The 22,586-nt window shown below is 54.1% G+C and carries 25 protein-coding genes and 1 tRNA gene; 12 read left to right on the top strand and 14 right to left on the bottom strand.

Annotated elements, in window-relative coordinates:
• The first annotated feature begins 71 nt into the window (after window positions 1–71).
• A tRNA-Ser gene (locus C5F52_RS19750) sits at window positions 72–162 on the top strand.
• 93 nt (window positions 163–255) lie between these two features.
• Here C5F52_RS19750 and C5F52_RS19745 read toward each other — a convergent pair.
• Together C5F52_RS19745 and C5F52_RS19740 are read right to left on the bottom strand one after the other, a co-directional pair.
• The gene (locus C5F52_RS19745; protein ID WP_104800073.1) at window positions 256–702 is read right to left on the bottom strand and encodes a polymer-forming cytoskeletal protein; all 447 of its coding nucleotides are present in this window, start codon (window positions 700–702) and stop codon (window positions 256–258) included.
• A 27-nt stretch (window positions 703–729) separates the two neighbouring features.
• Window positions 730–1,665 (bottom strand): M23 family metallopeptidase, encoded by a 936-nt coding sequence (locus tag C5F52_RS19740; RefSeq protein ID WP_104800072.1) that lies wholly within the window; start codon window positions 1,663–1,665, stop codon window positions 730–732.
• Between the two features lie 189 nt (window positions 1,666–1,854).
• On the opposite strand from C5F52_RS19740, the gene aat reads away from it, so the two are divergent.
• Genes aat through C5F52_RS19725 form a run of 3 tightly spaced genes read left to right on the top strand, consistent with a single transcriptional unit; the run spans window position 1,855 to window position 4,163 of the window.
• Entirely contained in the window at window positions 1,855–2,619 is a 765-nt protein-coding gene (gene aat / locus C5F52_RS19735) for a leucyl/phenylalanyl-tRNA--protein transferase (protein ID WP_104800071.1), read from the top strand.
• Complete coding sequence (locus tag C5F52_RS19730) at window positions 2,616–3,368, top strand: arginyltransferase (protein WP_104800070.1); 753 nt, start codon at window positions 2,616–2,618, stop codon at window positions 3,366–3,368. Before aat ends, C5F52_RS19730 begins: the two co-directional genes overlap by 4 nt.
• Before the next feature lie 9 nt (window positions 3,369–3,377).
• Entirely contained in the window at window positions 3,378–4,163 is a 786-nt protein-coding gene (locus C5F52_RS19725; RefSeq protein ID WP_104800069.1) for an IclR family transcriptional regulator, read from the top strand.
• Window positions 4,164–4,214: 51 nt separating this feature from the next.
• Here the strand turns inward: C5F52_RS19725 and C5F52_RS19720 are convergent, their stop codons facing one another.
• The 6 genes from C5F52_RS19720 to C5F52_RS19695 all read right to left on the bottom strand — a co-directional run bounded on the left by C5F52_RS19720 (window position 4,215) and on the right by C5F52_RS19695 (window position 11,295).
• Window positions 4,215–5,138 carry a serine hydrolase gene (locus C5F52_RS19720; protein ID WP_369953569.1) on the bottom strand — a complete coding sequence of 308 codons (924 nt, stop codon included), beginning with the start codon at window positions 5,136–5,138 and terminating at the stop codon, window positions 4,215–4,217.
• Window positions 5,139–5,299: 161 nt separating this feature from the next.
• Complete coding sequence (locus tag C5F52_RS19715; RefSeq protein ID WP_104800068.1) at window positions 5,300–6,838, bottom strand: 2-isopropylmalate synthase; 1,539 nt, start codon at window positions 6,836–6,838, stop codon at window positions 5,300–5,302.
• Window positions 6,839–7,039: 201 nt separating this feature from the next.
• Window positions 7,040–7,843: a CDP-diacylglycerol--serine O-phosphatidyltransferase gene (gene pssA / locus C5F52_RS19710; protein ID WP_104800067.1), complete on the bottom strand. Its 804-nt coding sequence runs from the start codon at window positions 7,841–7,843 to the stop codon at window positions 7,040–7,042.
• A 117-nt stretch (window positions 7,844–7,960) separates the two neighbouring features.
• Complete coding sequence (gene ilvC, locus C5F52_RS19705) at window positions 7,961–8,977, bottom strand: ketol-acid reductoisomerase (RefSeq protein ID WP_104800066.1); 1,017 nt, start codon at window positions 8,975–8,977, stop codon at window positions 7,961–7,963.
• A gap of 37 nt (window positions 8,978–9,014) precedes the next feature.
• Window positions 9,015–9,506, bottom strand: coding sequence for an acetolactate synthase small subunit (ilvN, locus tag C5F52_RS19700; RefSeq protein ID WP_104800065.1), 492 nt, complete (start codon window positions 9,504–9,506; stop codon window positions 9,015–9,017).
• A 16-nt stretch (window positions 9,507–9,522) separates the two neighbouring features.
• Window positions 9,523–11,295 carry an acetolactate synthase 3 catalytic subunit gene (locus C5F52_RS19695; protein ID WP_104800064.1) on the bottom strand — a complete coding sequence of 591 codons (1,773 nt, stop codon included), beginning with the start codon at window positions 11,293–11,295 and terminating at the stop codon, window positions 9,523–9,525.
• 258 nt (window positions 11,296–11,553) lie between these two features.
• On the opposite strand from C5F52_RS19695, the gene C5F52_RS19690 reads away from it, so the two are divergent.
• From C5F52_RS19690 to C5F52_RS19665, 6 genes are read left to right on the top strand one after another with little or no spacing between them, the layout of a single operon-like run.
• Window positions 11,554–12,120: an RNA polymerase sigma factor gene (locus tag C5F52_RS19690; protein ID WP_104800063.1), complete on the top strand. Its 567-nt coding sequence runs from the start codon at window positions 11,554–11,556 to the stop codon at window positions 12,118–12,120.
• Entirely contained in the window at window positions 12,117–12,563 is a 447-nt protein-coding gene (locus C5F52_RS19685) for a DUF3619 family protein (protein WP_104800062.1), read from the top strand. The genes C5F52_RS19690 and C5F52_RS19685 overlap by 4 nt, the downstream gene beginning before the upstream one ends.
• Window positions 12,564–12,606: 43 nt before the next feature.
• Window positions 12,607–13,233, top strand: coding sequence for a DUF3106 domain-containing protein (locus C5F52_RS19680; RefSeq protein ID WP_161499742.1), 627 nt, complete (start codon window positions 12,607–12,609; stop codon window positions 13,231–13,233).
• Window positions 13,230–13,745, top strand: a complete 516-nt coding sequence (locus C5F52_RS19675; protein ID WP_104800060.1) for an RDD family protein — start codon at window positions 13,230–13,232, stop codon at window positions 13,743–13,745. The genes C5F52_RS19680 and C5F52_RS19675 overlap by 4 nt, the downstream gene beginning before the upstream one ends.
• 10 nt (window positions 13,746–13,755) lie before the next feature.
• Window positions 13,756–14,139 (top strand): diacylglycerol kinase, encoded by a 384-nt coding sequence (locus C5F52_RS19670; protein ID WP_104800059.1) that lies wholly within the window; start codon window positions 13,756–13,758, stop codon window positions 14,137–14,139.
• Window positions 14,136–14,735, top strand: a complete 600-nt coding sequence (locus C5F52_RS19665) for a TIGR00730 family Rossman fold protein (RefSeq protein WP_104800058.1) — start codon at window positions 14,136–14,138, stop codon at window positions 14,733–14,735. Before C5F52_RS19670 ends, C5F52_RS19665 begins: the two co-directional genes overlap by 4 nt.
• 77 nt (window positions 14,736–14,812) lie before the next feature.
• Here C5F52_RS19665 and C5F52_RS19660 read toward each other — a convergent pair whose 3' ends face one another.
• Entirely contained in the window at window positions 14,813–15,151 is a 339-nt protein-coding gene (locus tag C5F52_RS19660) for a P-II family nitrogen regulator (RefSeq protein WP_104800057.1), read from the bottom strand.
• 66 nt (window positions 15,152–15,217) lie between these two features.
• Entirely contained in the window at window positions 15,218–16,879 is a 1,662-nt protein-coding gene (locus C5F52_RS19655; protein ID WP_104800056.1) for an NAD+ synthase, read from the bottom strand.
• A 28-nt stretch (window positions 16,880–16,907) separates the two neighbouring features.
• Between C5F52_RS19655 and C5F52_RS19650 the strand changes: the two genes are divergently transcribed.
• Window positions 16,908–18,083 (top strand): GNAT family N-acetyltransferase, encoded by a 1,176-nt coding sequence (locus C5F52_RS19650; RefSeq protein ID WP_104800186.1) that lies wholly within the window; start codon window positions 16,908–16,910, stop codon window positions 18,081–18,083.
• Between the two features lie 83 nt (window positions 18,084–18,166).
• Here C5F52_RS19650 and ppa read toward each other — a convergent pair whose 3' ends face one another.
• A complete protein-coding gene (gene ppa / locus C5F52_RS19645) occupies window positions 18,167–18,700 on the bottom strand; it encodes an inorganic diphosphatase (RefSeq protein ID WP_104800055.1) in 534 nt (177 codons plus the stop codon).
• 249 nt (window positions 18,701–18,949) lie between these two features.
• Between ppa and C5F52_RS19640 the strand changes: the two genes are divergently transcribed.
• Window positions 18,950–19,414, top strand: a complete 465-nt coding sequence (locus tag C5F52_RS19640) for a 2,4'-dihydroxyacetophenone dioxygenase family protein (protein WP_201747064.1) — start codon at window positions 18,950–18,952, stop codon at window positions 19,412–19,414.
• Window positions 19,415–19,486: 72 nt separating this feature from the next.
• Here the strand turns inward: C5F52_RS19640 and C5F52_RS19635 are convergent, their stop codons facing one another.
• Genes C5F52_RS19635 through C5F52_RS19625 form a run of 3 tightly spaced genes read right to left on the bottom strand, consistent with a single transcriptional unit; the run spans window position 19,487 to window position 22,582 of the window.
• Window positions 19,487–20,407 (bottom strand): branched-chain amino acid ABC transporter permease, encoded by a 921-nt coding sequence (locus tag C5F52_RS19635; protein WP_201747063.1) that lies wholly within the window; start codon window positions 20,405–20,407, stop codon window positions 19,487–19,489.
• A 46-nt stretch (window positions 20,408–20,453) separates the two neighbouring features.
• Window positions 20,454–21,338: a branched-chain amino acid ABC transporter permease gene (locus C5F52_RS19630; RefSeq protein ID WP_104800052.1), complete on the bottom strand. Its 885-nt coding sequence runs from the start codon at window positions 21,336–21,338 to the stop codon at window positions 20,454–20,456.
• A 29-nt stretch (window positions 21,339–21,367) separates the two neighbouring features.
• Window positions 21,368–22,582, bottom strand: coding sequence for an ABC transporter substrate-binding protein (locus C5F52_RS19625; RefSeq protein WP_104800051.1), 1,215 nt, complete (start codon window positions 22,580–22,582; stop codon window positions 21,368–21,370).
• Window positions 22,583–22,586 lie beyond the last annotated feature (4 nt).

Here is a 22,586-nt window from a genome sequence, read left to right as displayed (position 1 = left end):
CCGACAGAATTAAGCGTCAACTAAACAATAGCGCGGAAGTGTACTCGCCCGCTGTTACAATGTGAGGCTTAGGAGCGATGGATGAGTGGTTTAAGTCGCACGCCTGGAAAGCGTGTGTGGGTTAATAGCCCACCGCGGGTTCGAATCCCGCTTGCTCCGCCACCACAAAAATAAAAAACGTCCCTTTTGGGGACGTTTTTTTTCGCCTGCGTATCTTTGTCTTTTCTTTGTTTGTCTTTTCTTTGGCTTCGCGGCTTAGCTACTGCTACCTTCTTGAGCTTTGCGAATGACGTTTTGGGCATCCGCATTGCTGTTGGCAGTCGCTGCACTGTTTGGGTTTTGAATCACCAAGCCCAACAGACGGGCACCGTGTTCAACCGCAATGGAGCCGTACGAAATGTCGCCTTGCACCACCGAGTCTTTGTGAAACTCGACACGCTCTGCCGCGTAAATATTGCCCTCAACCCTGCCAGCGACCATCACGCGGTGTGCAGTGATGTCACCCGACACCTCACCCGTGTGACCAATCGCAACGGTGACCTTGTTGTCTTTGGCCGTTTCAATGTTGCCCGTGACTTTGCCATCGATGCGAACGCTATCGAGCAAAACGAGTCGACCGTAAATTTGCGTGGTGCGCCCAATGATGGTGTCAAACCGCTCTTGTGACGGGGTGAATGACTTGTCTTTGAGTTTTTCAAACATGACGGTCCTTGTGAAATGACGCCATGCTCACTGAGCACTGACGCTGGTTTGCAACAACACTTGCATGGGATTCAACACCCGATCATGGCGCATCACTTCGTAATGCAAATGCGGCCCCGTGGAACGTCCTGTGCTGCCAAGTTGTGCAATGGCCTCACCGCGTTGGACTTTTTGTCCTTCTTGCACGATGCGTTTACTCAAATGCGCGTAACGGGTCGTGAATCCTTCCAAATGGCTGATTTCAACCACATTGCCATACGACGTATCCCAACCGGAGCGCGTAACCGTACCGGCCGCTGTAGTCACGATGCTAGAACCCAATTCAGCCACAAAATCAAGACCTTCATGCATCGCGAGCTGACCCGTGAACGGATCATTGCGAATGCCAAAACCGCTGGTCACACGGTACTCTTTACCCATGGGCGTGCCGGTAGGCAACGCATTGAGCCAACTGAGCTGCGTTGTCCAACTTTGGGCCAACGACTTGACGGCTGCTTGTGTTTGCGCAAACTCATCCATCGCGATGGACAAGTCTTGATGCAAAGGCTGTGTGCGATTGCTCTGGTAACGCGGCGCGACCCAAGGCCCGCCTTTCGCTTCGTCTTTTTTGGTGTATTTGTCACGCAAATTGGAGGGCGTTGCAATGTCCATGAAGCGATTTTTCAGCGTTTCTAATTGCCGAATCTCTTGCACTGTGGTGTTGAGCGTTTGACGCAATTGATCCAAACGATCACGGTACGTCGCCTCGACCTTTTGCTGCTCAGCCTCCGTGGTCACGCCACCAAGACTTCGCGCTAAGCTAGGGCTGAATTCAATGGCAATGCGAAACCCCACAAAATGTAAAAGCACACCAAAAGCGACCAACACAAACGCACAAGCGCCCGCGCTCCATAGGATTTTGCGCGTCGTGATAGAAATGGTCCGCACCGAGGCGGTGGGCCCAGACACCCACATCAATTGCATGGACAGCTCCGAAAATTAATCAAGTTAAATAAGATCTTAAAGGAATCTAGAAGGTGATTGTAGGGAGTTCTTTATCTAATAATTACATGAACTCAACGGAGAAAACCCTAAATGCAATACCAATTAACTAATAAAAATAATAATTATGTATTTTAATAATTAAAAGTTGACATATATCAAGCCAGATAAATGACCAAACCATCAAATCACATTCCTTGGCTAGACAACGACACTCAACTGCCACATCCAACGACGGCACAAGCCAAAAGCACCGAACTCGCTGGCTTGGTCGCGGCAGGCGGAGGCCTGTCCGTGCAACGGCTGCATGAAGCATATGGCCAAGGTATGTTTCCTTGGTTCAGTGACGGGCAACCCGTTTTATGGTGGTCGCCTGATCCACGTATGGTGCTCAGGCCTGAGGCCTTCAAGCTTCACCGCTCGTTGCGTAAAACGATTGCCAAATTCGCCGCAAGCTCGAATTGCGAACTCAAAATAGACAGCGCTTTTTCTCAAGTCATCACACATTGCGCGCAGACCTCACGCGCGGGTCAACCCGGCACATGGATCGTGCGCGACATGATTGATGCCTATGTGACGCTTCACGAAGCAGGGTTTGCGCACAGCGTCGAAACCTGGGTCAATGGCCAACTTGTGGGTGGGTTATATTGCGTAGCCATCGGTCATGCGGTGTTTGGTGAATCCATGTTTGCGCTGCAAACCGATGCCTCCAAAATTGCCTTATCAGGTTTGGTTGCATTTGCCAAAGCACACCATGTGCCTTGGATTGATTGCCAACAAAACACCCGCCATTTGGCGTCACTCGGCGCCCAAGAAATAGACAGAGCGACATTTCTAACAGGCATTGCAAGCGCCCAACGCGCACCCGCGATGGATTGGCAATTCAAGCCGATACACTGGCAAGAACTCTTACCCCATGCAGTCCACGAGCCATGACCCACCTTCAAGACTTGCCCTCACAAGCCTTGCAGTTTTATGCAACGGCGCCCTACCCTTGCAGTTATTTAGCCGAGCGTACTGCGCGATCACAAGTGGCTTCACCCAGCGAACAGGTCGACCATGGCGCGTATTCAGCATTGATACGCCAAGGTTTTCGGCGCAGTGGTTTGTTCACCTACAGGCCTTACTGTGACAACTGCAGAGCCTGCATGGCGTTGCGCGTGCAAGCAGCGGACTTTGTTCCGACCCGAAGTCAAAAACGTGCCTGGAAAAAACACGCCCATTTGGTCGCACGCGTTTTGCCCTTGCATTTTCATGCGGAGCATTACGCGTTTTACAAGCGCTACCAAGCCCAGCGTCACCCAGGTGGAGGCATGGATCAAGACAGCGTTGAACAATATGCCCAGTTTCTCTTGCAAAGTCGCATTCGCTCTAAATTGGTTGAGTTTCGCGAGCCTGCAGCAGAAGACGGTCAACTTGGCAGCTTGAAAATGGTGTCGATCGTTGACGAAATCGAAGATGGGCTCTCTGCGGTCTACACCTTTTACGACCCAGACGACACAGCCAGCAGTTATGGCACCTACAACGTCATGTGGCAAATCGCATACGCACAACAATTAGGTCTGCCTTTTGTTTATCTTGGGTATTGGGTTGAAGACAGTCCCAAGATGCGCTACAAAACCAATTTCCAACCGTTTCAATTGCTCACCGACGGAGAATGGGTGAATTGCGATTTCACGAAGTAAAATATCGTCATGCGCAAATCTACCGTTCCAGCGACTCCTAACATTCAAGTGATCGAGCGAATGTTCTCGCTCATTGACGTCTTGGCCTCTCGCGAAGAGGCCATTTCGTTGAAAGAAATCAGCGAACGAACAGGACTGCACCCCTCGACCACCCATCGCATCTTGAATGATCTTGCCGTGGGTCGTTTTGTAGATCGACCAGAAGCGGGAAGCTACCGCCTAGGCATGCGCTTGTTAGAACTGGGTAATTTGGTCAAAGATCGCTTGAATGTGCGCGATGTGGCTTTTCAACCTATGCGTGAATTGCATAAATTGATTCAACAGCCTGTGAATTTGAGCGTGCGCCAAGGCGACGAAATCGTCTATGTGGAACGGGCATTCAGCGAACGCTCAGGCATGCAAGTGGTTCGCGCCATTGGTGGTCGAGCCCCTTTGCATCTGACCTCGGTGGGTAAATTGTTCTTGGCCATGGACGACGCCCAACGTGTTCGTGCCTATGCCACCCGCACGGGGCTCAGTGGACAAACGCGCAACAGCATCACCCAATTACCGGCTTTAGAACGCGAGCTCTCCAAAGCCCGTCAATACGGCGTGGCACGCGACAACGAAGAACTCGAACTCGGCGTGCGTTGCATGGCCTCAGGGATTTACGACGATCAAGGCAAGCTGGTCGCAGGTTTGTCTATTTCAGCACCGGCAGATCGACTGGATGAAGAGTGGCTGCCCAAGCTGCAAGTCACCACCCAAGCTATTTCGCATGCATTGGGTTTCAAAGACAAATTAAACCCAACATGACGCGTAAAAAAAGCCAGCAAATTTGCTGGCTTTTTATAGCTTGGTGCGCTTTCAGGTCTGGGGACGGTAAGCGTGATTCACTTCTACCCAACGGCGCACACGCTCGGCATCACCGATACGGCTGAGTTTGCCTGCGGAATCCAAAAACACCAAAATCAACTTGCGACCCGCAATTTTGGCTTGCATGACCAAGCATTGACCCGCTTCAGAGATGTAACCGGTTTTTTGCAAACCGATATCCCAGTTCGGATTTTTCACCAGTCGATTGGTGGTGTTGTATTGCAAGGTGCGCTTGCCCACTTCCACTTGATAGCTGGGTGAGGTTGACAATTCACGCAACATGGCATCGTGGTAAGCCGTCGACACCAATGTGGCCAAATCTTTGGCGCTAGATTGGTTCTGGCTAGACAAACCGGTGGGTTCGCTGTAGCGCGTGTCGCGCATACCCAACTGAGCAGCCTTGTTATTCATCAAGCCAACAAAGGCAGACAAACCACCGGGATAGGTACGTCCCAGAGCATGGGCCGCACGGTTTTCACTGGACATCAAAGCCAAGTGCATCAATTCACCACGCGTCAAGGTCGTGCCAACGCGCAAGCGCGAACTGCTGCCCTTTTCAGTGTCCACATCGTCTTGGGTGATGGTGATGGACTCATCCATCGGTAATTTCGCTTCGCTCACGATCAAGCCAGTCATGAGCTTGGTGATGGATGCGATTGGCAACACAGCACGGTCGTTTTTGCTGAGCAACACTTCATGCGTGTCTTGGTCGATCACATAAGCCACACTCGATTTCAAATCGAGATCGTCGGCCGTCGCATGCAAGCCCGCGATTTGGCCATAAGAAGGTTTAGCCGCAACAACCTTGCTTGCTTGACTGCGAATATGCGCCTTCACCACAGATTTCTTCGTCTTTTGAACCGTAGGCTTGTGTTGCGTTGCAGCTTGTACAGCAACCGAACACAAAGCGGTCAGACAACCTAAAGAAATGGCGAGTAGCAGTCGTTTCAAGGTGAAATCCTTAAGCTTGAAAATAAGAGTTGTGCATAGTCTAACAAAAATCAAAAAATCGCGCAAGATCAAAGACTTGCGCGATTTACATGAGATAACTGATAAGAAGTTAAGTTCCGTACAACTTAGCCTTGCGCTGCAACGCGATCCGACTTACTTTGGAGCTTATTCAGCGCACTTAAGTATGCCTTAGCCGAGGCCACCACGATATCGGGGTCAGAACCCACACCGTTCACCACACGACCACTATTTTGTAAACGAACCGTCACTTCGCCCTGACTTTCGGTGGAGCCGCTGATGGCATTGACCGAATACAAGACCATTTCAGCACCGCTCTTGACATGAGACTCGATCGCCTTGAGCGAGGCATCGACGGGGCCATTGCCATCCGCGTCACCGCGCACCTCTTTGCCTGCAACGGTAAAGACCACGCTGGCATGTGGGCGCTCACCTGTTTCACTGTGCTGCGACAAAGACACGAACGCGAATTGCTCCTTATCGGCAATCACGCTTTCTTCACTGACCAAAGCCAAAATGTCTTCGTCAAAAATCTCGCTCTTACGGTCGGCCAACTCTTTGAATTTGGCAAATGCGGTGTTGGTGTCGCTTTCGCTCTCCATCTGCACACCCAAATCTTCCAAGCGTTGCTTGAAGGCGTTGCGGCCACTGAGTTTGCCCAACACAATTTTGTTGGCACTCCAGCCCACATCTTCTGCTCGCATGATTTCGTAGGTGTCACGCGCCTTGAGCACGCCGTCTTGATGGATGCCAGAGGCATGCGCAAAGGCATTGGCACCGACCACGGCCTTATTGGGTTGGACCACAAAGCCCGTGGTTTGGCTCACCATGCGGCTGGCTGCCACGATTTGCTTGGTATCAATGCCCATGGACAAATCAAAATAGTCTTTGCGCGTTTTAACGGCCATGACAATTTCTTCCAGCGAGCAGTTGCCCGCGCGCTCGCCCAAACCGTTGATCGTGCACTCCACTTGACGCGCTCCACCAATCTTCACACCGGCCAAAGAGTTGGCAACCGCCATGCCCAAGTCGTTGTGGCAATGCACCGACCAAATGGCTTTGTCGCTGTTAGGCACACGCTCACGCAAGGTCTTGATGAAATTGCCATACAGCTCTGGCACGGCGTAACCCACCGTGTCAGGCACGTTGATGGTGGTGGCACCTTCGGCAATCACCGCTTCGATCACGCGGCAGAGAAAGTCCATCTCGCTGCGATAGCCGTCTTCAGGGCTGAACTCAATGTCACCCACCAAATTACGCGCAAAACGCACCGATTGTTTGGCCTGCTCCAACACCTGCTCAGGCGACATGCGCAACTTCTTCTCCATGTGCAATGGCGACGTGGCGATGAAGGTATGAATACGAGCACTATTGGCGCCCTTCAATGCCTCGGCAGCACGGCTGATGTCACGGTCATTGGCACGAGACAATGAACAAATGGTGGAATCTTTGATGACGTTAGCGATCGCTTGCACCGCTTCAAAGTCGCCATTCGAACTGGCGGCAAAACCGGCTTCAATCACATCGACTTTCAGACGTTCCAACTGGCGAGCAATGCGCAATTTTTCGTCGCGCGTCATGGAGGCGCCGGGCGATTGTTCGCCGTCACGCAAGGTGGTGTCAAAAATGATGAGCTTGTCGGTCATGGTCAGAACTCCTAAAAACTTGAGAAAACTTGCAACGTGTTGATCGACCCCAAAGCAAAAGGCCCGCTGCAGGTGCATACGGGCCTTGTTTGGGATTGCGCGTGCGCTACCAACTCCGCCCGTTGGGGGATAGAAGCAGTAGTGTCAGCGAAAAATTTTGCATGACTCGAATTTAGCACAAAGCCAAACCCGTTCCCTGTCTCATTTGTGTAAACCTTGCTCATCAGGCTCATCCGTAGACATGCTGATGACACTGGTTTGCAACCCTTTTGCTCGGCGCCACGCATACAGCGCGTAGCCACTCAAGCCATAAAACATGAACAAAGCAAACAAAACAATGGGGGGATGAATGTTGATGACCGCAATCACCAAAGCCAGCATCACGATGACAGCGAACGGCACACTTTTCTTCATTTGCACGTCTTTGAAACTGTAAAACGGCACGTTGGTGACCATGGTCAAGCCGGAATACAAGCACATGGCGAACATCGGCCACATGACCTCTTCGCCTTTGTAGCCCATGTCATTCATCACCCAGATAAAGCCCATCACCAACGCTGCCGCAGCGGGCGATGGCAAACCTTGAAAAAAGCGACGATCCACCACAGCGGTGTTCACGTTGAAACGGGCCAAACGCAAAGCTGCACAAGAGATGTAGACAAAGGCAGCCATCCAGCCCCAACGCCCGGCCCCTTTCAAGGCCCATTCGTAAGAAATCAAAGCAGGCGCCGCACCAAACGACACCATGTCGGCCAAAGAGTCCATTTGTTCGCCGAAGGCGCTTTGGGTATTGGTCATGCGGGCCACACGGCCATCTAAGCTGTCTAGCACCATGGCGCAAAACACACCAATGGCGGCCATTTCAAAGCGATCATTCATGGCCATCACGATGGCATAAAAGCCACCAAATAAAGCCGCCAAGGTAAATAAATTAGGCAACACATAAATGCCTTTGCGCGGTTTGCGAGGCACGTATTCCTCAGCGCTATCGTGTAAATCTGACATGAGTCTTGCTCCGAAAAGTAGACGTTGAGTGTAAGGGCTAGCACGCTCGAAATGGCGCCGTCCCCATGAATGACAAAGGCCACCGAAGTGGCCTTTGTTCATGCAAACAAGCGAAGCTTAGTTGCGGGTTTGATCAACCAATTTGTTCTTGGCAATCCAAGGCATCATGGCGCGCAATTGGCCACCCACCACTTCGATCTGGTGATCGGCAGTGTTGCGACGGCGTGCGGTCATGCTTGGGTAGTTCAAGCGACCTTCTTGAATGAACATCTTGGCGTATTCGCCGTCTTGAATGCGCTTCAAAGCGTTGCGCATGGCTTCACGGCTTTGTGCGTTGATCACTTCAGGACCGGTCACGTACTCGCCGTATTCGGCGTTGTTCGAGATCGAGTAGTTCATGTTGGCGATGCCGCCTTCATAGATCAAGTCAACGATCAGCTTCAACTCGTGCAAGCACTCGAAGTAAGCCATTTCAGGGGCGTAACCAGCTTCGACCAGAGTCTCAAAGCCCATCTTCACCAATTCAACCGCGCCACCGCACAAAACGGCTTGTTCACCGAACAAGTCGGTTTCTGTTTCTTCTTTGAAGTTGGTTTCGATGATGCCAGCCTTGCCGCCACCGTTAGCCATGGCGTAGCTCAAAGCCAAGTCGCGGGCCTTGCCGCTCTTGTCTTGATGCACGGCCACGAGGTGAGGCACGCCGCCACCTTGGGTGTACGTGTTACGCACGGTGTGACCAGGGGCCTTAGGCGCCACCATCCACACATCCAAGTCAGCGCGTGGCACGACTTGGTTGTAATGCACGTTGAAGCCGTGGGCAAAAGCCAATGAAGCGCCTTGCTTGATGTGAGGGGCCACGTTGTTGGCATAGACCTCAGAAATCATTTCGTCGGGCAACAAGATCATGACGACGTCAGCGGCTTTCACTGCATCGTTGACTTCCATCACGGTCAAGCCGGCTTTGCCGACTTTGTCCCAAGATGCGCCACCTTTGCGCAGACCAACGACGACTTTGACGCCGCTGTCGTTCAAGTTTTGTGCATGGGCGTGGCCTTGTGAGCCGTAGCCGATGATGGCCACGGTTTTGCCTTTGATCAGGCTCAAGTCACAGTCTTTGTCGTAATAAACCTTCATGGTCTCTCCTAAAAAATCTTTTGAAAGGGGTTAAAAATCAAACGCGCAAGATGCGCTCACCGCGGCCAATGCCACAAGCGCCCGTGCGAACAGTTTCAAGAATTGCGCTGCGGTCGATCGCCTCCAAGAACGCGTCGTTCTTGGTCAAATCGCCCGTCAACTCAATGGTGTAGCTCTTCTCCGTCACGTCAATGATGCGGCCACGGAATATATCCGCCATGCGCTTCATCTCTTCACGCTCTTTGCCCACCGCGCGAACTTTGACCATCATCAACTCGCGCTCGGTGTAAGGGCCTTCGGTCAAATCAACCACTTTGACCACTTCAATAAGGCGGTTCAAGTGCTTGGTGATTTGCTCAATGACGTCATCTGAACCGTGGGTTTGGATGGTCATGCGTGACAAACTGGCGTCTTCGGTAGGCGCCACGGTCAACGACTCAATGTTGTAACCACGGGCAGAGAACAAACCCACCACACGCGAGAGTGCGCCGGGTTCGTTTTCGAGCATCAGGGAAATGATATGTTTCATGTCTTGTTCTCCCTGATCACAAATCTTCGCTGTTCAACAGCATTTCGGTGATGCCCTTACCTGCCTTGACCATCGGGAACACGTTCTCGGTGGGGTCGGTTCGGAAGTCCATGAACACCGTGCGATCTTTGAGTTTGCGTGCTTCGCGCAACGCGGGCTCGACATCCTCGGGACGCTCAATCAACATGCCCACATGGCCGTAGGCCTCGGCCAACTTCACGAAGTTAGGCAGCGCGTCCATGTAGCTGTGGCTGTAACGGCCCGAGTATTCGATCTCTTGCCACTGGCGCACCATACCGAGGTAACGGTTGTTCAGCGCCATGATCTTGATTGGCGTGTTGTATTGCAAGCAAGTAGACAGTTCTTGAATGCACATTTGCACCGAGCCTTCGCCCGTCACACAAAACACTTCGCTGTCGGGCTTGGCCAACTTGATGCCCATGGCATAAGGGATACCCACGCCCATGGTGCCCAGACCGCCCGAATTGATCCAGCGACGTGGCTCGTCAAAGCCGTAGTACTGCGCGGCCCACATCTGGTGCTGACCCACGTCAGAGGTGATGTAGGTGTCCGTGCCCTTGGTCATTTTGTGCAAGGTTTCGATGACGTACTGTGGCTTGATCACGGTCGTGTTCTCGCGGTCGTACTTCATGCAATCGCGCTTGCGCCATGCATCAATGGTTTCCCACCAGCCGCCCAAGGCGTGTGAATCTGGCTTGAGGCCCGACTCTTTGATCATCTCGATCATCTCGACCAACACGTCTTTGACATCGCCAACGATGGGGATGTCGACTTTCACGCGCTTGGAAATGCTCGAAGGGTCAATGTCAATGTGAATGATCTTGCGTTCGTTCTGCGCGAAGTGCTTGGGGTTACCAATCACGCGGTCGTCAAAACGCGCGCCCACGGCCAACAAAACATCGCAGTTTTGCATGGCGTTGTTGGCTTCCAACGTGCCGTGCATGCCCAGCATGCCCAAGAACTTGGGATCACTGGATGGGTAAGCGCCCAAGCCCATCAGGGTGTTGGTGCAGGGGTAGCCCAACATGTCAACCAAGGTGCGCAGTTCTTGCGACGCATTGCCCAACAACACACCACCACCGGTGTAGATGTAGGGGCGCTTTGCGGCCATCAACAACTGCAGCGCTTTACGGATTTGACCGCCGTGGCCTTTGCGCACAGGGTTGTAAGAACGCATTTGTACGTCGGCGGTATAGCCTTCGTAAGTCGTCTTGTTGAAAGACACATCCTTTGGAATATCCACCACCACAGGGCCTGGGCGACCGCTGCGGGCAATGTGAAACGCTTTCTTGAGCGTGATTTCCAAATCGCGAACGTCTTTCACCAAAAAGTTGTGCTTGACGATCGGACGTGTGATGCCAATGGTGTCGCACTCTTGGAATGCATCCAAACCAATCGCATGCGTGGGCACTTGACCGGTGATGATCACCATCGGAATGCTGTCCATGTAAGCCGTGGCAATACCCGTCACGGCGTTGGTCGCACCAGGGCCCGACGTGACAAGGGCAACGCCGACATCGCCTGTGGCGCGCGCATAGCCATCAGCCGCATGAACCGCAGCTTGCTCGTGGCGAACCAGCACATGCTGAATGGTGTCTTGCTTGTACAAAGCATCGTAAATATAGAGAACGGCACCGCCGGGATAGCCCCAGACGTACTTAACGCTCTCAGCTTGAAGCGCTTTCACGAGAATCTCAGAGCCCATCAGCTCCTGCGATTGCCCGTTCAAGGCTGTGGCGGAGTTTTTATCCGCATTGGAAGTATTCATGATTAACCTTAGTGAATTTCGTCAACGAAAAACCCGGGGTGCTTCTTGGCGAACCCTTGTGGGGCAGCGTCGAAACTTGAGGCCTTCAGCCATGGACGCATGAGTGATTGCGTCGGACCCAGACCCGTTTGCCTATTTTTTGTCGAATTGCAGCCCACGATTATGGCATCAAGCGACGCCCACAATCGGCCAACACATCGACGCAGACATGAAGCAAGTGACATAATCGCGCCCGTCTCATCTTGAACACTGTCCTTCGTGGCCTCAGAAAAAGAACTTTCCGACTTCCTCCGCAGCGTAGAAAAACGAGCCTTCAAGCGCTCGGTTTATCACGTTCGAGACGATGAAGCGGCCCTTGACATCGTTCAAGACAGCATGATGAAACTTGCCGAACATTACGGTGACAAGCCCGCCAACGAGCTGCCCATGTTGTTCCATCGGATTTTGTCCAACACCACCTTGGACTGGTTTCGCCGAAATAAAACCAAACGCGCCTTGTTCAGCAACTTCAGCGATTTCGAATCGGGCAGCGAGGACGGTGACTTTGACCTTTTAGAGTCATTGGCCGCAGACAACGACACACAAACGACACAAAGCGCAGAAGATAATTTCTCCAGCACAGCGCGTGTCGAAGATATTGAAGAAGAGATACAAAATCTGCCAGCGCGTCAACGAGAAGCCTTCCTGCTGCGTTATTGGGAGGACCTCGACGTTGCTGAGACGGCAGCTGCCATGGGATGTTCAGAAGGAAGTGTCAAAACGCACTGTTCGCGTGCAGTTCTAGCGCTCAGCAAAGCGCTCAAAGCAAAGGGAATTCAACCATGACGACCACACACACATTCAGCCCTTCGCTTCAAGACAAATTGGGGCAGCGCATCGCTGCGCGCCTCAGTGCCGACACGCTGGACTTGCCCCACGACATCACCGAGCGACTGCGCGCAGCACGTACGCGCGCTGTTGCAGCCCGCCTCACCCCGCAAACTCGATTGCAAACCAGTCAAGCCGTGGTCAGCCAAAACGCAACGGCCTTGCTTCACTTTGGCGACGAAGGTCTGAACCTGTGGAGCCGTTTGGCCTCATTCTTCCCCCTCATTGCGCTGGTGGCTGGTTTGGCACTTATTTCTACACTTTTAGATGACGATCGTGCCAATGAATTGGCCGAAATCGATTCTGTGTTGTTGACCGATGACCTGCCCCCAGCCGCCTACGCAGATCCAGGCTTCCTTCAATTCCTCAAAAACCCCATCGCTCTTGATAAACAAGAGTAAATCGAGCCCCATGCCTGTGTTGCGCCCGCTTTCGTTGCTTTTCATGCCATCTTTGTTGGCAGGCTTTGCCATGTTCAGTGTTTGCAATTTGAGTGCCGCGCAGACCACGGCAGTCACGGCGCCACAGATGGCAACAGTCACCACGCTCAGCCGCCCAATGTGGCAAGAGCTCTCATCGGTACAACAACAAGCCTTATCGCCCTTGGTCCAGCTGTGGCCATCGATGACCGAGCCGCATAAACGCAAATGGCTTGCCGTCTCGCAAAACTTTGCGCAACTGTCTGCCGACGAGCGCGCCACCATCCAAAGCCGCATGCGCGAATGGGCAGGACTGACCGCACAACAGCGCGCAGCGGCCCGCTTGAACTTCGCCAACGCCCAGCAATTGCTGCAAGAAGACAAGCGCGCAAAGTGGGAAGCCTACTTGGCACTGCCAGACGAAGCGAGACAAAAACTAGCCGCTCAGCACGCCAAACCCGTCATCGGTGCGGCCCCCGCCGTCAAGCCTGTGGCGGCTGGAAAAATCACAACACCCCCCGCTGCCAGCAACACCAAAGCACTGCCGCGTATTGCCTCTGATCAAGTGGCGCCAGCCACTTTGCTGCCCATCACCACCAGTGCAGCACCGGACGTCGCGCCCATTCCCGAAAGCACGGTTTCGCCCGAATGAGCGCGCATCTTGAGGTAACCGGCGCGGCACTCCGCGCGCCTAGCTTGCGTCGACGCATGGCATGTTGGATCTACGAAGGTTTGCTGCTGTTCGCCGTCATGTTCATGGCGGGCTACTTGTTCAGCACACTAAGCCAAACCCGACACGCTCTCGATAACCGACACGGTTTACAAGCTTTTCTCTTTTTAATTTTTGGCATTTACTTCACTTGGTTTGGTCACAAAGGTCAAACTTTAGCCATGAAAACTTGGCGCATCAGAGTGGTCGACACCTCCGGACACGCACTCACACAAGCCCGTGCCTTATGGCGCTATTGCTTGAGCTGGGTTTGGTTTTTACCGCCTTTGATATTGATCTCTGGCTTGTCACTGTCTGGTGCTGAAACGCTCTGGTTGCTTTTGGGCTGGGCGTGTGTGTGGGCCGTGCTGAGTCGTTTTCAACCAGAAGGTCAGTTTTGGCACGACATCTGGGCAGGCACACGGCTCATCCACTCTGAACCGCTGAGCCGTTAAAGTCACCGATATGGACGTCAACCCTCAAAAACAACGCACAGGGCTTAATCGGCTCGTTCATGCCTTTGGCTACTCACTCAGCGGGTTACGCGCAGCTTGGTTTGAAAAAGCATTCCGCCAAGAAGCCATCGCCGCTTTTGTCTTGGTACCTTCTGCATTTTGGTTGGGCAAAACATGGCTTGAAATTGCCATGCTCGTCAGCGTGCTCTTTTTGGTCATGATTGTCGAGTTACTCAACACAGGCATCGAATCGGCCATCGACCGAATTGGCCCTGAGTGGCACGAGCTCGCCAAACGCGCCAAAGACATTGGCAGCGCTGCGGTGCTGATGAGCTTGGTGCTGTGCTTGGGCGTTTGGTTTGGCGCAGTTTGGACCCACGTCATCGCCTCATGACCACTGACAACAACACCCCCGCTTTTTCAGTCTGTGTGTATTGCGGCTCACGCGATGGCGCACTACCCATTTACGCGCACGTCGCTCGCGAAGTCGGCCAATGGATTGGCAGCCACAACGGGCAATTGGTTTACGGCGGCGGCAACAACGGCTTGATGGGCTTGGTGGCGCAAGCAACGGCAGATGCTGGCGGTCGCGTCGTGGGCATCATTCCTAAAGCGCTTCAACCCAAAGAAAACACGCGCACCGCCTGCAACGAACTGCATGTGGTTGACACCATGCACGAACGCAAACGCATGATGGCCGAACGGGCGGATGTGTTTTTAGCGCTGCCAGGCGGCATTGGCACCTTTGAAGAATTCTTTGAGGTTTGGACATGGCGCCAACTCGGCTACCACGACAAACCCATTGGCTTGCTCAACACACAAGGCTATTACGACGGTCTTTTGAGCTTTGCCAAAAGCAGCGTAGACCAAGGCTTTTTGAGCGACTGGCAAATGGACTTAATCCGTACCGGCGACCAAGCACAACCCCTGTTGCGCGACTTGGTGCAAGCCGCGGGCTTCACGCCCCAACCTCAATTGGCCACGATCTGAACGCCAAGCTTCACGCGAGAACCATTAAAAAAGCCGCCGTCTTTGCAGACAGCGGCTTTTAATTTGGGGCGACGCGTTTAAATCGCAGTTTCGTCCAACTCGCCGGTACGGATACGCACCACACGCTCCACCGGCGTGACGAAGATTTTGCCGTCACCGATCTTGCCGGTGCGGGCTGCGCGAACGATGGCGTCGACACAGTTGTCCACATCGCTGGACTTAACCACCACCTCGACCTTCACCTTGGGCAGAAAGTCCACCACATACTCCGCACCGCGGTACAACTCGGTGTGTCCCTTTTGGCGACCAAACCCTTTGACTTCCGTGACGGTCAAGCCTGTCACACCGCACTCCGCCAGCGCTTCACGCACTTCTTCGAGTTTGAACGGTTTAATGACTGCTGTAATTTGCTTCATGGGGAAGGCTCCTTGAACTTTAAAACGAGATGAAGAGAGGTTGCGCACGACGCTCTGAACAGAACATCAAGCGCGAAATTTGTTGGTAATAGGATAACGCCAATCTTTGCCAAAACTGCGATGCGTCACGCGAATGCCCACCGGCGACTGGCGGCGTTTGTACTCGTTGATGCGAATCAAACGCGTCACTTTCTCCACATCTGCGGGCGCAAAACCAGCGGCGATGATGTCGGCCGAACTTTGGTCGTTCTCCATGAAGCGCGACACGATCTCGTCCAGCACCTCGTAAGGCGGCAAACTGTCTTGGTCGGTTTGGTCGGGGCGCAACTCAGCGCTGGGCGGGCGCGTGATGATGCGCTCTGGAATGGGCTCAGCGCCTGTGCCAAACGGGTCATTCGCGTTGCGCCAATGGGCCAACTTGAACACCAAGGTCTTGGCCACATCTTTGATCACCGCGAAACCACCCGCCATGTCGCCGTAGAGCGTGCAGTAGCCCGTGGCCATCTCACTCTTGTTGCCCGTCGTCAACACGATAGACCCAAACTTGTTGGACAAGGCCATCAACAGCGTGCCGCGAATGCGGGCCTGAATGTTCTCTTCGGTGGTGTCGAGTTGCGTGCCTTCAAAGTCGGCCTTGAGCGAGCCCAAAAACGCCTCGAACTCCGGCACGATGGACACCTCGTCGTAGCGCACACCCAAGCGTTGCGCCATGTCACGGGCATCTACCCAGCTGATCTCGGCCGTGTAAGGCGACGGCATCATCACCGTGCGAACTCGGTTGGCGCCCAAAGCATCCACCGCAATCGCCAACACCAAAGCCGAATCGATGCCACCAGACAAGCCGAGCAAGGCACCAGGAAAGCCGTTTTTACCAATGTAATCTCGCACGCCCAACACCAATGCGTGCCACAAATCAGACTCCAGCGACGCCTCAGGCACCACCTCGCCTTGCAAGGCAGCCCCCGCACCAGCCAGGTACGTGATGTGGAAATGACGCGCTTCAAAACTCGGAGCGCGTGCAGCCAAACCACCGTCTGCGTTCAAAGCGAATGAACGCCCTTCAAACACCACCTCGTCTTGCCCCCCCACCAAATGGGCGTAAATCAACGGCAATTGCGTGGCTTGCACGCGACCACGCATGGCTTGCTCGCGCTCATCCCCCTTGCCCACATGGAACGGCGAGGCGTTGATCACCGCCAACAACTCCGCCCCCGCCGCTTTGGCATCTGCGGCAGGCGCATCAAACCAAGCGTCTTCACAAATGAGCAAACCCACGCGCACGCCCTGCACCTCAAACACACAGGGCGCATTGCCCGGCGTGAAGTAACGGCGCTCGTCAAAGACTTGGTAATTAGGCAATTCGCGCTTGGCGTAAGCGGCCACCACGCGACCTTCGCACACCACACTCGCCATGTTGAAGCGCTGCTGCACCGACACAGACCGTGTGCGGTGGCTCTCGCCCGTGGGGTGCCCGACCACCACATGCAAACCGGCAAGACCTGCCAGCGCATGGGACACTGTTTTCAAGGCATCATCACACGTCGCCATGAACGAGGGGCGCAAGAACAAATCTTCGGCCGCATAGCCGCACAAAGAGAGTTCTGGCGTCAACACCAAACGTACGCCTTGCGCGTAAGCCTCTTGGGCGCAGTGGATGATTTTTTGGGCATTCCCAGCCATGTCACCCACGACAAAATTCAACTGAGCAACGCAAATTTTGAGAGTCATGGCAGAAGCAACACCGTCCGAAAAAAACATGTCTAAAAAGCTGACTGATTATGTCATTCGCGTGCTCGACAACCCCAGCGATCTCCCTGCCGCCGCTTGGGACGCTTTGAACCAAAGCCAAGACGTCCCCTCCCCCTTCATGCGTCACGCCTATTTGGCCGCCCTACACAGCAGCGGCAGCGCCACAACAGACACAGGTTGGACACCGCGCTTTGTCACGCTCTGGCACAACGAGGCGTTGATCGCAGGCTGTGCGCTCTACCTCAAAGACCACTCTTACGGCGAATACGTCTTCGATTGGGCGTGGGCCAATGCCTATGGCGAGCACGGCTTGCATTACTACCCCAAAGCCACCAGCGCCGTGCCCTTCACCCCTGTGCCAGGCTCGCGCTTGCTCGCGGTCGACGCAACAACCCGTCAAGCCCTGCTCGAAGCCGTCGTGGGGGTGTGCCAGCAGCTGGAACTGTCCTCCTTTCACCTGCTGTTCAACAGCCCGAACGACCGTGTGGCCTGCGACGCGCTGGGCTTGATGCAGCGACAAACCGTGCAATTCCATTGGCACAACCACGGCTTTACCGATTTCGAGGCTTTTTTAGCCAGCCTGTCGCAAGAGAAACGTAAAAAAATCCGCCAAGAGCGCCGTCGCGTTGCCGATGCGGGCGTGGTGTTTCGCACCCAAGTCGGCACGGCCATCCCCTCCGCCGACTGGGACTTCTTCTACCGCTGCTACGAACGCACCTACCTCGAACACGGCAACTCCCCCTACCTGAGTCGTGAATTCTTTGAACGCATGCACACCGACATGCCTGAAAACTGGGTGATGTGCATCGCCGAACGTGAAGGCCAGCCCATCGCCAGCAGCCTCATTGCGGTTCAAGGCTTGGGCGGCCCCGAACCCATCGCCTACGGCCGCTATTGGGGCGCCTTAGAACGCGTCGATTGTTTGCACTTTGAAGCCTGCTACTACCAACCCCTGAGTTGGTGCATCGCCAACGGCGTGCAGCGCTTTGAAGGCGGCGCTCAAGGCGAGCACAAAATGGCCCGCGCCCTCATGCCTGTGGCCACCTACAGCGCACACTGGTTGGCGCATCCCGCTTTTGCCGATGCGGTGGAACGATTCTTAGAGCGCGAACGTGCAGGCGTCGACAGCTACCTCGACCACTTGGCCGCACGCAGCCCTTTCAAACACCACGAGCCACAATAAAACACCGCACTCGTGCTTGAACACGGACATGAAAAAGCCCGCCCTCGTTGCCGAGGCGGGCTTTTGCACATCAGCGCCAGGAATTACTTGGCGTTGTTGTAGTTCGTGATGCCGTCCAAGATTTCTTTCTTGGCGGAATCCAAACCTTCCCAACCCTTGACCTTGACCCACTTGCCTTTTTCGAGGTCTTTGTAATGCTCGAAGAAGTGAGAAATTTGCTGCAACTGCAAATCATGGATATCAGCCAACGATTGGATGTTGCTGTAACGGGCCAAAATTTTCTCGGTGGGCACAGCCAACACTTTGCCGTCCAAGCCGCCTTCGTCTTCCATCATCAAGATGCCCAACGCACGGCAAGGCACCACCACGCCGGGTGGCAATGGGAACGGGGTCATGACCAGCACGTCCACGGGATCGCCATCGCCAGCGATGGTTTGAGGCACGTAACCGTAGTTGGTGGGGTAATGCATGGCGGTACCCATGAAGCGGTCGACGAACAACGCGCCGGACTCTTTGTCCACTTCGTACTTCACAGGATCAGCGTTCATCGGAATTTCGATGATCACGTTGAAAGTTTCTGGCACGTTCTTACCGGGGGTGACTTTGTTGAGGGACATGGTGTCTCGTTAGAAAAGTTAAAACAAACAGCGAAGATTAGGTCTGATTTTACTTTCATGGGGCTTGCGCGATCAGTTGCCTATGGATTAAGCAATCCGTCAAGGCTGCTGTCGCCCATTAGGCTGACAAGCTCTACCCCCTGCCATAAGGTATAGCCTTCACTTTTTGGAGCCACCGTGACGCAGCCCAACACAGCACCTCCCGCCGCAGATGACCGCGTGCCTTACGCCAAACCCCAACCGTGGGGCATGGCCCCCGACATGGTCATTCATGACGTGCAAACCACGGACGAGCGTCTGTGGGCGCCTGTCGCGCCCGGCATTTGGTCGCGACCACTGCATTTGAACGTGTCGGGCGGTTTTTACATCCACTTGCTCAAAGTCAAGCGCTCAGGCCTTTTGCAGCGCCACCGCCATTCCGGTCAAGTGCACGCCCATGTGTTGCGTGGCAAATGGCTGTATTTAGAGCACGACTGGGTCGCCGAAGAAGGCAGCTATGTGTTTGAGCCACCGGGTGAAACCCACACCTTGGTGGTGCCCGACGATTGCCAAGACATGGTCACCATGTTCACCGTCCATGGCTCGCTGATGTACGTCGACACCCAAGGCAACGCCACCGGCTATGACGATGTGTTCACCCGCATCGAGAAATACCGTGCCCACTTTGAAGCCGTCGGCTTAGGCGCAGATTACGTCAAACAATTCATCCGCTGAACAGGCTGAAACAAATGAAAAAACCGCCTAGGCGGTTTTTTCATGAGGTCTCACCGCCGGTGAGGGCAGGTGTCAAAGCGGTTTCTTGATCCAGTTGGCAATCTCGCCAATGATGCCGCGTCGAAACGCCATCACGCAAATCACAAAGATCAAGCCTTGGATGATGGTCACCCAAGCGCCCAAATGGGCCAAATAGTTTTGCATCGACACAATCACCGCGGCGCCCAGCACGGGGCCAAACAAAGTGCCCAAGCCACCCACCAGCGTCATCAACACCACCTCGCCTGACATGGACCAATGCACATCGGTCAGCGACGCGAGTTGAAACACCAACGACTTGGTGGCACCTGCCATGCCCGCAATCGCGCCCGACATGATGAACGCGACCCATTTGTAATGGTCGGTGTCGTAACCCAACGAAATCGCGCGGTCTTGGTTCTCGCGAATGGCTTTCAAAATTTGGCCAAACGGTGAATGCACGATGCGCCAAATCATGGCAAAACCGATCAAGAAAATGGCCATCACAAACATGTACATCGCGGTGTTGTTCGACAAATCAAACAGACCAAACAATTGACCGCGCGGCACCGCTTGAATGCCATCTTCTCCGCCCGTGAACGGGGTTTGCAAATACACAAAAAACACCATTTGCGACAACGCCAAGGTGATCATGGCGAAGTAAATGCCTTGGCGACGAATGGCCAACAGCCCCGTCACCACCGCCAGCAACGCCGAACACGCGGTGGCAAACAACACCGCCCACTCAGGGTTCCAGCCCCACACCTTGGCCGCATGGGCGGCGGCATAGCCTGCGGTGCCTAAGAACATGGCGTGACCGAAAGACAGCAAACCACCAAACCCAATCAACAAGTTGAACGCGCAAGCAAACAAGGCGAAGCACATCACCTTCATCAAGAAGACGGGATAAATCCAAATCGGCGCAATGGCAAATGCCAGCACCATGATGGCAAACGCCACCCATTGATGCGTCATCGATTGGACAGGAGCAGCAGAAAGCGAAGGGTTGCGCATGGGAGTCTTACTTTTGGGTACCAAAGAGCCCTGCGGGCTTGATCAACAGCACGATGGCCATGATGACGAAAATCACAGTGTTAGACGCTTCGGGATAGAACACCTTGGTCAACCCCTCCACCAAGCCGAGGCCAAAGCCCGTCAAGATCGCCCCCATGATGGAGCCCATGCCACCAATCACCACCACCGCAAACACCACAATGATGATGTCCACGCCCATCATTGGGTTCACTTGGTAAATAGGCGCAGCCATCACGCCAGCCAAAGCGGCTAAGCCGACGCCAAAACCGTAGGTCAAGGTGATCATGCGCGGCACGTTGATGCCAAAGGCCTGAACCAAACTGGGGTTCTCGGTCGCCGCACGCAAATAAGCGCCCAGCTTGGTGCGCTCAATCACGTACCACGTCGAGAAGCACACCACCACGGACGCCACGATCACCCAAGCGCGGTATTTGGGCAAAAACATGAAGCCCAAATTGAACACGCCTTGAAACACCTCGGGCACCGGATAAGGCATGCCCGAGGAACCAAATTCATTGCGAAACAAACCTTGAATGATCAAGGCCAAACCAAACGTCAGCAGCAAGCCGTACAAGTGGTCGAGTTTGTAGAGCCGCGACAGCATGGTGCGTTCAATCACCACGCCCGTCGCGCCCACCAAAACCGGCGTCACCACCAACGCCACCCAGTAATTGAGCCCCAGTTTGCTCAGGCCCAAATACGCCACAAAAGCGCCCAGCATGTACTGCGCGCCGTGGGTGAAGTTGATGATGTTCAGCAAGCCGAAAATCACAGCCAAACCCAGTGAGAGCAGCGCATAAAACGAACCGTTAATCAGTCCGATCAACAACTGCCCAAACAGGGCTTGGGAGGGAATGCCAAAAATTTCCATGATGTGCGTTCGACTTGCTCAGTTTCGTTTTACTTTTTCACCAAAGGACAGTCGCTTTCAGACAATGGTCGGAAAGCTTCGTCCGCTGGAATGGTCGCCATCAGCTTGTAGTAGTCGTAAGGGCCTTTGGATTCCGAAGGCTTCTTGACTTCAAACAAGTACGCAGGGTGCAGCTTGCGGCCATCTTGGCGAATCGTGCCTTTGCCAAACAGCACGTCGTCGGTGGGCAAGGTCTTCATCTGCGCGGTGACTTTGGTGCCGTCGTCGGTCTTGGCAGCATCGACCGCTTTGAGGTAATGGATCACGCTGGCGTACACGCCGGCATGGTTCATCGAGGGGTACTTGCCACTGTTGGCGGCCGCAAAACGCTTGGACCAAGCACGGGTGTTGTCATTCAAATCCCAATAGAAGGTCTCGGTCAGCAACAAGCCTTGTGCTTTTTCCAGACCCAAGGCGTGCACGTCGGGCAAGAACACCAACAAACCGGCCAAGTTTTGACCACCCTTGGTGATGCCAAACTCGTAAGCCTGCTTGATCGAGTTGGTGGTGTCACCGCCTGCGTTGGCCAAGCCAATGATCTTGGCCTTGGATGCTTGCGCTTGCAGCAAGAAAGACGAGAAGTCTTGGGTCGGGAATGGTGTGCGCACTTTGCCCAACACCTTGCCGCCGTTCTTCACCACCACTGCCTCCGTGTCGCGCTCCAAGGCTTGGCCGAAGGCGTAATCTGCGGTCAAGAAGAACCAGGTGTTGCCACCGTTTTTCACAATCGCTTTGCCCGTGCCGTTGGCCAACATGTAGGTGTCGTACAGCCAATGGATGGTGTTGGCGTTGCAAGACTTGCCCGTCAGGTCTGACGTAGCGCCGCCTGTGTTGACGTGAATCTTGCCTTTTTCTTTGGAAATTTGGCTCACCGCCAAAGCAACTGACGAGGTGGGAACGTCCACCACCATGTCAACCTTGTCGGCGTCATACCACTGGCGTGTGATGTTGGAACCCACGTCAGGTTTGTTTTGGTGATCGGCGCCGACCACTTCCACTTTGAGCGCACTTTTAGACGCTTTCAAATAGTCTTCCACCGCCATCTTGGCGGCGGTCACCGAGCCTTGGCCCGTGATGTCAGAGTACACGCCCGACATGTCGTTGAGCACACCGATTTTGACGATGCCGTCTGAGATTTGCGCTTGCGCTGCGCCCGTGAAAGCACAGGCCAAAGTGGCTGCCATTGCGATAAGTTTGCGATTCATCAAG

Source organism: Limnohabitans sp. TS-CS-82 (genome assembly GCF_002943475.1).
Note: the sequence above shows the minus strand (reverse complement) of the source record. Positions and strands in the feature narration are given on the sequence as shown.

What these genes read in the sequence shown, in the direction of transcription:
- C5F52_RS19745 (WP_104800073.1), bottom strand. Translation starts at nt 702, where the DNA reads ATGTTTGAAAAACTCAAAGACAAGTCATTCACCCCGTCACAAGAGCGG.
- C5F52_RS19725 (WP_104800069.1), top strand. Translation starts at nt 3,378, where the DNA reads ATGCGCAAATCTACCGTTCCAGCGACTCCTAACATTCAAGTGATCGAG.
- C5F52_RS19675 (WP_104800060.1), top strand. Translation starts at nt 13,230, where the DNA reads ATGAGCGCGCATCTTGAGGTAACCGGCGCGGCACTCCGCGCGCCTAGC.
- C5F52_RS19660 (WP_104800057.1), bottom strand. Translation starts at nt 15,151, where the DNA reads ATGAAGCAAATTACAGCAGTCATTAAACCGTTCAAACTCGAAGAAGTG.
- aat (WP_104800071.1), top strand. Translation starts at nt 1,855, where the DNA reads ATGACCAAACCATCAAATCACATTCCTTGGCTAGACAACGACACTCAA.
- C5F52_RS19655 (WP_104800056.1), bottom strand. Translation starts at nt 16,879, where the DNA reads ATGACTCTCAAAATTTGCGTTGCTCAGTTGAATTTTGTCGTGGGTGAC.
- ilvN (WP_104800065.1), bottom strand. Translation starts at nt 9,506, where the DNA reads ATGAAACATATCATTTCCCTGATGCTCGAAAACGAACCCGGCGCACTC.
- C5F52_RS19630 (WP_104800052.1), bottom strand. Translation starts at nt 21,338, where the DNA reads ATGGAAATTTTTGGCATTCCCTCCCAAGCCCTGTTTGGGCAGTTGTTG.
- ppa (WP_104800055.1), bottom strand. Translation starts at nt 18,700, where the DNA reads ATGTCCCTCAACAAAGTCACCCCCGGTAAGAACGTGCCAGAAACTTTC.
- C5F52_RS19670 (WP_104800059.1), top strand. Translation starts at nt 13,756, where the DNA reads ATGGACGTCAACCCTCAAAAACAACGCACAGGGCTTAATCGGCTCGTT.
- C5F52_RS19685 (WP_104800062.1), top strand. Translation starts at nt 12,117, where the DNA reads ATGACGACCACACACACATTCAGCCCTTCGCTTCAAGACAAATTGGGG.
- pssA (WP_104800067.1), bottom strand. Translation starts at nt 7,843, where the DNA reads ATGTCAGATTTACACGATAGCGCTGAGGAATACGTGCCTCGCAAACCG.
- C5F52_RS19715 (WP_104800068.1), bottom strand. Translation starts at nt 6,838, where the DNA reads ATGACCGACAAGCTCATCATTTTTGACACCACCTTGCGTGACGGCGAA.
- ilvC (WP_104800066.1), bottom strand. Translation starts at nt 8,977, where the DNA reads ATGAAGGTTTATTACGACAAAGACTGTGACTTGAGCCTGATCAAAGGC.
- C5F52_RS19695 (WP_104800064.1), bottom strand. Translation starts at nt 11,295, where the DNA reads ATGAATACTTCCAATGCGGATAAAAACTCCGCCACAGCCTTGAACGGG.
- C5F52_RS19625 (WP_104800051.1), bottom strand. Translation starts at nt 22,582, where the DNA reads ATGAATCGCAAACTTATCGCAATGGCAGCCACTTTGGCCTGTGCTTTC.
- C5F52_RS19635 (WP_201747063.1), bottom strand. Translation starts at nt 20,407, where the DNA reads ATGACGCATCAATGGGTGGCGTTTGCCATCATGGTGCTGGCATTTGCC.
- C5F52_RS19680 (WP_161499742.1), top strand. Translation starts at nt 12,607, where the DNA reads ATGCCATCTTTGTTGGCAGGCTTTGCCATGTTCAGTGTTTGCAATTTG.
- C5F52_RS19740 (WP_104800072.1), bottom strand. Translation starts at nt 1,665, where the DNA reads ATGCAATTGATGTGGGTGTCTGGGCCCACCGCCTCGGTGCGGACCATT.
- C5F52_RS19650 (WP_104800186.1), top strand. Translation starts at nt 16,908, where the DNA reads ATGTCTAAAAAGCTGACTGATTATGTCATTCGCGTGCTCGACAACCCC.
- C5F52_RS19665 (WP_104800058.1), top strand. Translation starts at nt 14,136, where the DNA reads ATGACCACTGACAACAACACCCCCGCTTTTTCAGTCTGTGTGTATTGC.
- C5F52_RS19640 (WP_201747064.1), top strand. Translation starts at nt 18,950, where the DNA reads ATGGCCCCCGACATGGTCATTCATGACGTGCAAACCACGGACGAGCGT.
- C5F52_RS19730 (WP_104800070.1), top strand. Translation starts at nt 2,616, where the DNA reads ATGACCCACCTTCAAGACTTGCCCTCACAAGCCTTGCAGTTTTATGCA.